Origin of the sequence: Pelotomaculum terephthalicicum JT, from assembly GCF_022410535.1 — a bacterium.
GTDB lineage: Bacteria > Bacillota > Desulfotomaculia > Desulfotomaculales > Pelotomaculaceae > Pelotomaculum_D > Pelotomaculum_D terephthalicicum.
Map to the genome: position 1 here is coordinate 1 of NZ_JAKNBL010000064.1, position 9,620 is coordinate 9,620.

A 9,620-nucleotide genomic window follows, 5' to 3' on the forward strand; every position below is an offset into this window, starting at 1 on the left:
TACGGGCTCCTTCCATCCCGCCTATACCGGCAGTTTCAAAGAAGTTAATAAATTTCCAGTAAAATATGTGGCCAAGTGCTGCATTTTAAATGGCCGAAAATGCTGTATTTTTATTGACCGTTCACATTGCTGAGTGGCTTTAGGAAATATAAATAATAACTGGTATTTCTCTCCGGCTTTATAAACAAGCATACCCTTAAAATATCCAGCCATTATTTTCTGCATCATTTTTAATACTACAGTATTACTATGGATATTCACGCTGAGTTTATGCCGGGGGAAAAGAAAGATAATGCTGCCGAAAGGATAGACGGACTGCTTGAAGAATTAATGTGAAAATCCCTGCCGTAATAGCAGGGTTCGGAGGTAATTGCATGCAGGGGGATATGACCCCTGGTTTTTACTTTTGGTTGTTTTTTAACTTTACTGGCATATCTTCAGCAGGGCTGAAACCCTTGATTTCCTTGAGAAGTTAGGTAAATATAGATGCCATAAAATAAAGGCCTATTATTGTTTTAGGCGTGGGGAGTGAATTGAACACGGTGCTACGAAACAACGAAACCAAGTGTAGCAAACTTTCTTTTTTGTAATTCAATATCCCCCTTCAGCTTCGAACGATCAATCAAGATGATCAAGTTCTTCCTTGCTCGTGAACATCCAACATAAAACAGTTTATAAGCACTAAGGACGCCGTAAACGGTGTTTTCCTTGAAACAATCTTTTGCTTTAGTGACACCCGGCTTGGCTAAAAACCGCTCATAATTCTCGGCACAGAGGAAACTAAAAATAGGGTCTTTCCCAAATCGTTGTCTAATTAAAACGGCCCTTTCTATGATAGACTTCTCATTTGTCATATAAGATTCTTTGACTAAGTCATTTATTTTTGATCCAATGGAAATTTGAAGATTATACAGTTCTTTTGTATACGAATAGTAGAACTGCTGAAAGGAACTAAGCGAAATATCTAATTGCCCCCACATTTCAAAAAAGCGGTACATATGAACTACCGGATTGCGAGTACTATCATCTGCAACAAAAACGACACTATTATGGCTTTCTCCTTTCACGCCATGTTGTGTTGATATTTTGGGCTGATTCAAATAATTAACCATAGCGAGAATTTCGTTTGTTGGTACATCCAACACAGAGCGATATTCCTCATCTTCTAAAATGCCTTCCAGATAAGAAGGTTGGATTATTGAAGTTGTTTTTAATGCGGTAAGCAAGTCAGCAATAGTCTTTTCTTTGTTTATGAGAACAGAAAATATTACATTTAGGTTATCGTGTAATTTTTGCTTTCCGCTATGGGATGTTATATACCAACCATCTTTGTTGACTAATGCTGTGTGATTTCTCAATTTTTGTATTATCAAACCATATAGTCTATTCTCATAGTTATAGTATATATCCACAATGAGATATAATAGTTTGATTAAAGGATCTGGATTCTCATCATAATCACTTGTCAAAACATCAACAGGACTATATGCCCTCCCGAAAGCATATTTATCCATACTATCAAACGCCTGATATAAATTGAGGGAACCAATGGCTGCAAACCTCTCTTTATTCAATAAGTACAGCACGAGTGTATCTGGATCATTTTCCTTGATTCTAAGTAGTTCATCTTCAATATTGTCGCAAATGATTACTTGAGGATGAATAGTAGGTTGAACTTGTTTCATTTTTTCGGAACTGTCTTGATCATATTTCGTATCATTATAGATTTTATTAAGTAAATTTACTATTTCGGGAACTGACCGATAATTAATATTTAGTACTCTACTGGTATCAAATAAAGCAAAGCGGTCTTCAAAAGAGCCATCATAGTTTTTATAAATTTGCTGCATTTTATCGCCAAACAAATATAATTGGGATTTCGTTTCGGCAACGCTATCATAAAAAATATTAAGGACATCGGCAGTAGTGTCCTGGTATTCATCAATAAAAATATACTGATATTTGGAGCTTATACGTTTCCTAATTACCGGGAATGTATCAACTATAAGTTTTGAAAATATGATCAGGTCATCGTGAGAAAGCCCGCCATAATACAAGGAACTGAACGATGATTCGTTATATGCGATGATTTTAATATTCTTTTGAATTATTTCATAACTTAAATCACCATACTTTTCTTTGTATTTTTCATTACTAGCTGCTATGTGCTCATCGGCTTCTGGATTACTTATTCGTTTCTTAATAGCGTCCTCAAACATCTTATAATACAAATTTAAAACGTCTTTATGAGCAAAATAGCGTTTCATGAAGGCATGTAAAAAAGAATGTATCGTGCCAATAAATACATTGGGTGTATGGATATCTTTCGATAGTTCATCGGCTGCGCGCTTTGTGTAAGTAATGCATAAAATGTTGTCTTTAGGGTTGTCTATGATAAATTGTCGGATCATTGCCTTGATTTGCGTCGTTTTTCCGCTGCCTGCAGGGGCGTTAACAAGAAAGCAATTATTTACTTTGCCAGCCATAATAACGCCTCCTTTATATATTCCGGTAGCATACTTTCAATTAGATTATTTAAAATAACAGAATACATAAAATCCGTTTTCCCAGTAGAAGTATGCAATACGATATCACGCAAATTAAATTCTTCCCCAGTTCTCGGGATAGTATATTTTAAATTATCCTTCTTTCTAAGTTCTTCCCATTCAGCTTTTGTTTTCATGTCAAAAGAATTAAGCCCATAGTATTTGGACAGCATTGCTTCTTCAAGCGTACGCGAATAACCGTCTTTTTTTCCTTGAAAAGCTAAACAAATTAGTCCGGCAATAACAATTGGCTGCTCTTTTGCTTGCCAGTCATACAGTTTTTCTACTGTAGGCTCGCCATCCTTTAAAGCTTGCTCGGCAAAGCTTTTTATGGCTGAATTAGTTGTTCCCGATTTTAGAATATCGTCAACTTTGCTCGAATCTTTATCGTAGTCCAAATCAGTAAGTATGGCAGTTTTTATGGCCAAAAATTCTACAATCGGCTTGTAATTAAAGGCATATGCTCCGCCAACTTGTACGAAAGAAATATATTGCCCTCTCAATAAGTCAAAATCTTTGAAGCTGAGTAGACTTTTTATTAACATTCGCTCAGTATCGCCCTCATACATGATTATTTTATCAGCGAAAAGAATGTCGGGAAAATTAATAGCATAAAACCAATCATAAAATTGTAGTAAATCCTTATTTCCGGAAATTGAATTATTAAACTCCCGCAAGTCAAATAACCTGCATTCAAATTTATCGGTTTGGCGTAGCACCCGTAGCTGAGAAATTTTAGCCACACGAATAACTTCATGTGAATGCGTGGTTATACATCCCTGCATTTCAGTTTGCTTATTATAATAATCAAACAAATATTGCGTGAAGACATGTTGCATTTGAGGATGCATATGGGCCTCTGGTTCTTCGATCACAAAAAAATTGACAATTAAAGGATCAACTGTTTTCCTATATTTTTCCAATTGTAAGTGAATGTAGATAAGGTTGCTATAACCTAATCCTTGAGACGATTCCTTTAAATAATACTCTTCTGTTTGGTATTTAGCGCACGTTATATTTTTAAGCAGAGCTTGTATTGCGTCTTCTGTCACATTCATATCTATAACAATATTGCCGGTATGCCCGCCGTTTGTTTTAGATATGGATTCTATTGTGTCGCTGAGCGTGTCTAAAGAAGCAGCGCGAACTTTTTCTTGGATTCGAGCATCTTGAATGGGCTGAATAATTTGGTCCGGCAACGTACTAATTAAATCTTTCCAATCATCTTCATCGCTTGCAATATCAATCATATTTTTACTTAAGACTTGGGTTCTATCCGAGCTTTCATCATCGAGGGTGCGACCAGCCATTATATTGCGATAATTAAAAAGTTTCTTAAAAGACGATACATCCATTTGCACTCGGTTTTCGTATAACTTATCAGAGAAATACACTGTTTCTTCTGACGATTTGGCATAAAGCGATATTAACATCTCTTTAATTATACGTATGGTTTCTTTGTCTTTATCAGTTCCGTCAAGTTTGGAAAATCTGGCTATATATTTATCATAATCATTATCCAAGTTGCTTTTAAAACTGTCCGGATTAATTGCGTATTGATAAATAAAATAAAAGCTCGTGCTATCCGGGTCAAAATCCATTATGTAATCAGCGAAATTACGTATATCGTCAACGTCTTTTGTATAGTCAATTTGTATTTTGATCTCAATTGGCTGAACCATCACAGCTTTGCTTGGATCTTCAACAGAAAAAATCACTTTGCTAACATCAGCAATTGTATCCTCTTTAGATTTCTTTGCACTAAAAGCGGCTAATATATGAGGGTAGATATCGGTACTCCATTTGTGGCACTCAATAACGGAGAGATCGTCACAGCACAGTTTTCCTTTCGATGAACCAAAGGCGCAATTAAATAATTCAACCAATGAGGTTTTCCCACTGTTGTTGGCTCCGGCAATAATAGTAATGTTGCTCTCCATGTTTATTTTTGCCTTACGAATTTGCCGATATCCCGTGATTTCAATTGTTTTAATCTTCATTATAATCCGCTCTCCTTAAAAACACTATTTATCTCCCTCACGACTAACCAATCAACCTCGCATTATAAGTTTGATGACTACCAATTAACCGCTGCATTTGGAACGGCATAATGTATCTTCTCTATGTAATATGGCAAAAGATAGAATAGACCCGGCTTAGGTCATCTCAATGCATCGAAAATATCGAAAGCCGCCAGTTTTGCCGTCTGTAAATCCGATATCTTCCTATTCTTGTAATTCCAAACACTCTGTCCGCCATATACCACACCGTAATAATTTTTATTGAACTTACTCGGCGTTATCGTTAAATACTCGCCTTTAAATTTCAGTACAAAGTTGCCATTTTGCCTCTGTTGCCATTCTCGTTTCAGGAAGGTCATTTTCCTGTTGTGACGGTTAAGCAACTCGCGCTCGCGCTGCCCAGGCGCGGCATAGTCGCGCTCCATGTTTTCCGCGCATACACGACCAGTTCTCACGATTTGCGGGTATTGCGGATGTTCCATCATATGTACATATCGTATGCCTTCCTTGCCGCACATTTCGCACGTTTCCAGTTCTGCGTCAGGATCGTCCTCCCGTAAATCAATCATGCCGGTGCAGACCCAGCCTTTATGCGGAATTCCTGGCTTTTCCCATAGGCTCATATCACGCCTCCTGCGAATCTCCTGCATGAAGAGCATCTTTCAACTTCTCAGCCAATAATGGCAGGTTCTTTGTCTTTAACTCGCACTCCCAAATACGCACCACAGTCCAGTTTCGGCTCTCGAAAATCGCCGTTACTTCTTGGTCATGCTTTATATTGCGCTCGCGCTTTTTCGCCCAGTATTTTGAATTCTCCTGCGGACGTGTATTGCGACAATCGTGACCGTGCCAAAAGCAACCGTCCACGAAAACGGCCACTTTCTTTTTCGGGAATACGAAATCGGGATGTCCCTTAACCGGATAGTTACGCCTCCAGCCGGTAATTCCATTTTTCTGGAACAATGCGATTAACCGCAGTTCTGTAGATTTATTCCCATGTGCTTTGACTTTGCGCATGATTTCTGAGCGCTCAGTTTTGCTAAATGTATCGCTCAACGCCGATCACCTTTCAAATTCGATACGTAAGCTTGGATCGGTTTCCGCTGCAAGGACGATCTCGTTATACTTATCAATAATATCAGCTATAGTCGAATTACGGTTTGATTCGTCGAACAAGCTGTGTTCGTAAATGTTCGCAGACAGAAATTGCTGTATATCCCATACCTCAACGCGGCCATCAAGCCCAGCATCCGATGATAAATCCAAAGCGGTGCGGACGCGATCAAAGATTGTAATAATCACCGGATGACAACCGCTGCGCAAATTGCTCCGACACTTTTCAATAAGAGAAGCACCTGGCGCGGTTGTACAATGAATTATTGTATTATTAATAACGAAATCGCCGCTTCGTTCCGTAGGCGCGTCGGCTACAGACGCCCCATGAACTTCAATCGCTCCCGCAGGCAGAATAATAGAGAGCTTAGCGGCTACTAAATGTTGAAGTACCGTACCAAGATACTGTGTTCCGGGGTTTTGGGCTTGCCTCTTTTTAGCTTGCTCGAAAAGCTCTTCCAGATTAGCACCGATTGTTTTCGATGTGTCCGAAGTTAAGACAAACGGCTGGTTTCTAAAATACTCACGGACTTGCTCAGCCCAGAAATCTTCTATGACGGCAAAATCTACCGGTTCTTCTGCATTCCATGCATTGAGGAATTCTACATACTTTATCATCAATCCCATGCTGCCGCGACTAGTACGCCCGCCTTCGGATGCGAGTATCTGCGTAATGCCATGCTCTTTTAAAATTTTCTTGAGGTTGCCGCCGCCGAGTCCGGCGACTTGGCCTTTACTGCCAGTCTGATAATCATCCGGATCAAGCGGGAAGGCTTTGCCGCTAACCATACGAGTAAATTGAACAACGAGCGAAAGCGGACCTTTGGTCACTATATTATTTTCAATCTGAAATGCTCTCAACTTTTCTTCAGCGTTAATCATTATAAACTGCCTCCGCAATCTTAACTAAGAATTTTTCGCCTATGAAGCGGGCTACAGGAAGCGCTACCGCGTCGCCCATAGCCTTATAACCGTCGTTGTATGTACCGGGAAGAATAAAGCTGTCGGGAGCCCCCATAAGACGTGCGGCCTCACGAACGGTCAACAACCTTGCGTGTACTTCCCCATTCTTCTTAACGACTAAAAACTGTTTACTGCTACCGCCCTCCGGTGTTCTCAGACAACCGGCGACTCCGTCAAAGCGTAATTCTAATTGCTGCTGCCCATGACGAGTCCTTCTATATCCTGTAGCATATACCGTCTCGTGTTTTTCGAGTGCGGCTTTGTGTTTCTCCGGCACCAAGCGTATTACATTATCTTTGTCAAAAGGCACGTTCACTTCAATAATATCTTTGAGGGTAAAATGACGTTTTGGAGGCTTTTCCGTATACCACCATATCCAACCCGGCAAAGTGTTCCCCAACTCCGCCGCCGTTTTGCTGTGCAACCAGCACGGGCCGGAGCCTATAAGTTCTTGTGGAATATGACGCCCATGTTGAACGGCGATTACGAAGACCCTCGGTCTCGATTGCGGTAAGAAAAGAGATGCGTTAAGTACGATAGCGCCGCAGTCGTATCCTCTTTCAGTGAGCGCCGCATGCAACTTTCTGTAGTTATTTCCATTGCTGGTGGATAGAAGGCCGGACACGTTCTCTACAAGTAAGACGCGAGGCTTTTCCGGCATTTCATCAAGGATTCTAAGCCACTCCCATACCAACCCGCTTCGGCAAGCGTCAATACCGCCGATAGACCCTGCAAGTGATAAGTCCTGGCAAGGAAAACTTGCCCATGACAAGTGGGCGTATGGTAAACTGGCACCTCTAACATTTTTGATGTCATCCAACAAAAAGTGCTCCGAATAGAAATTAGCCGCATATACGTCAGCCTTTTGCTGACTGACATCGTTCGCCCAAACAGGCGAAAACATGTCTTTTAAGCCATAGGCAACTAATCCGCTTCCAGCGAAGAATTCATGCATCGTCCACGGAGCCGACGACAGATCGATTTTTTCAGTATCTATAAGTGGTAAAACGCATTGAAACATTTTCTCACCATCCTTCCTTCAGCGTCCAACGACGAATTATTCTTGTTCCTTACGCAGAAGGTCTTCTACTCCGCAGCCGAACAGAACGCATAACTTATATATCGTTTCAAAGTCAATTCTTGTCGCTTTGTCATTATATAGATTCGAAATCGTATTTCTCGAAAGCCCCGTTTTCTCATGAACATCTTTTATCGAGTAGCGACGACTTCCCATTAGCGTAGATAAATTACTGTGAATAGGCATTGGTTTACTCCCTCCACAACCTGTTTCCAGTAAATTATACCATGTTTCCTGCGTACTTTAAATAGCATTATAAGCACAGGGGTCTTTAAATAACTTAATAACTTATCCGAGCTTGGTACTACTCTCTATGCTTGCCATACAGAACTTCTTCATGACGTCTAGCCTGTATGTCGGATCAATCCACATATTGAATTCACAAGTAATGTCCGAATATGCAAAAGGATCACCGTTTTACCCTGTTTTGATGTAATTCCCTATTACACCTACATTGGCAATCCACTGCTTATATATTGACCAATAATATGGAACGTCAACTATTTTTCACCATAAACATTATACCAAACATATGTTCTAAATGGCAATACAAAAATATTCACCATCGTAAATTATCTTTTTAAAGTGGGCTTTCTCATGTTTACAAAGATTTCATTCGTTGAACTTCCTCAAAAGTCTTCTTACTTATAATCGCTTCATGATTATTCTCCATAAGATACATCGGCAACTCACCGTTATTTTTTACCTGTTTGTGAGTCAGACAATTTGAAACATAGCTCTTCTGGGATAATACAGTTCCGACGTATTTCTCATTGGAAAGAATCCGGTCAATGGTGGAAGTGCTCCATTTAGACTTTCCGGTTACCGTTTTTATGTCGTTCTTTTCAAGATAAGATTTAATCTTACGGCAGCCATAGCCTTTCAGGTATAAATCATAAATGAGTCGGACTATTTCAGCTTCTTCCTCAACAACAATCAATTTGCCGTTTTCATCTTTTGTGTACCCAAGAAAGTTGGTATGGTTCAGCTTTATATGCCCTTTTTCAAAACTGCGTTGAATTCCCCACTTGATATTCGCACTTTTTGACTCACTTTCACTTTGAGCAACGGCAGCTGCGGTGGCAATGATTTTGAGCATCCGCCAATCAGCCGAATCCAATCTCTCCATTTCGAAATAGATTGTAATACCTAAACCAAGGAGTTCATTAAAGCTTCGTAAAAAGGGAAGGGTATTTCGTCCAAAACGACTGATGGACTTGGTAATAACATAATCAATTTTCCCTGCACGGCAGTCTTTCATCATACGGTTGAATGCGGTTCTGTTATCAAAGCGCGTACCCGATGCCTGCTCAGCATAGATACCCGCAAGAACCCAGCCCTCATGATTGTTGATATAGTCTGTATAATATTGAATCTGCGAATCGAGACTGGTCTGTTGTTCTTCATAAGCTGTGCTGACTCTGCAGTAAGCAGCGACACGCAAAACTTCTTTTTTGATAGCCGGTATTTCAATAACTATCTTGTTATTCATTTGAACTGCTCCTTTCTCTTTTACAAAATAAAAAGACATGGCAGTTTATAGAACCGTCATGTCGAAGTCATGTTTAATTGCTGATATATAAAATAAACTACATTTTCTTGTGCGCTTTTCACAAGAAAATGTAGCTTTTAACTTGGTGGAGATAAGGGGGCTCGAACCCCTGACCTCTAGAGTGCGATTCTAGCGCTCTCCCAGCTGAGCTATATCCCCACGATAACTTCATACCCCTTGATTTACTGGTTTATTATAGCACGCTAAAAATACCAGGTCAACTAGTAGTTTGTTAACACTGAATCTATAATAAAACTTATTTTTATGTTATACTCTTCCCAGGAGGGAGGGGTATGCCTTGCCAAAAGTAAGATACCATGTCCGGCTTTCTGATGAGGAACGGAAGA

At 39.8% G+C, this 9,620-nt stretch carries 8 protein-coding genes and 1 tRNA gene; all 9 read right to left on the reverse strand.

Annotation, left to right across the window (positions count from 1 at the left end):
• Window positions 1-545: 545 nt before the first annotated feature.
• The gene (locus tag L9W92_RS18015) at window positions 546-2,486 is read right to left on the reverse strand and encodes a UvrD-helicase domain-containing protein (protein WP_240085129.1); all 1,941 of its coding nucleotides are present in this window, start codon (window positions 2,484-2,486) and stop codon (window positions 546-548) included.
• Window positions 2,471-4,546 (reverse strand): AAA family ATPase, encoded by a 2,076-nt coding sequence (locus tag L9W92_RS18020; RefSeq protein WP_240085130.1) that lies wholly within the window; start codon window positions 4,544-4,546, stop codon window positions 2,471-2,473. Before L9W92_RS18020 ends, L9W92_RS18015 begins: the two co-directional genes overlap by 16 nt.
• 161 nt (window positions 4,547-4,707) lie before the next feature.
• Window positions 4,708-5,190, reverse strand: coding sequence for a hypothetical protein (locus L9W92_RS18025; protein ID WP_240085131.1), 483 nt, complete (start codon window positions 5,188-5,190; stop codon window positions 4,708-4,710).
• Window position 5,191: 1 nt separating this feature from the next.
• The gene (locus tag L9W92_RS18030; RefSeq protein WP_240085132.1) at window positions 5,192-5,623 is read right to left on the reverse strand and encodes a very short patch repair endonuclease; all 432 of its coding nucleotides are present in this window, start codon (window positions 5,621-5,623) and stop codon (window positions 5,192-5,194) included.
• Window positions 5,624-5,629: 6 nt separating this feature from the next.
• Window positions 5,630-6,562, reverse strand: coding sequence for a DUF4928 family protein (locus tag L9W92_RS18035; RefSeq protein WP_240085133.1), 933 nt, complete (start codon window positions 6,560-6,562; stop codon window positions 5,630-5,632).
• Entirely contained in the window at window positions 6,555-7,664 is a 1,110-nt protein-coding gene (locus tag L9W92_RS18040; RefSeq protein WP_240085134.1) for a DNA cytosine methyltransferase, read from the reverse strand. Before L9W92_RS18040 ends, L9W92_RS18035 begins: the two co-directional genes overlap by 8 nt.
• Before the next feature lie 36 nt (window positions 7,665-7,700).
• Window positions 7,701-7,907 (reverse strand): helix-turn-helix domain-containing protein, encoded by a 207-nt coding sequence (locus tag L9W92_RS18045; protein WP_282442411.1) that lies wholly within the window; start codon window positions 7,905-7,907, stop codon window positions 7,701-7,703.
• A 415-nt stretch (window positions 7,908-8,322) separates the two neighbouring features.
• A complete protein-coding gene (locus L9W92_RS18050; RefSeq protein ID WP_240085135.1) occupies window positions 8,323-9,213 on the reverse strand; it encodes a recombinase family protein in 891 nt (296 codons plus the stop codon).
• A gap of 143 nt (window positions 9,214-9,356) precedes the next feature.
• A tRNA-Ala gene (locus tag L9W92_RS18055) sits at window positions 9,357-9,432 on the reverse strand.
• Window positions 9,433-9,620 lie beyond the last annotated feature (188 nt).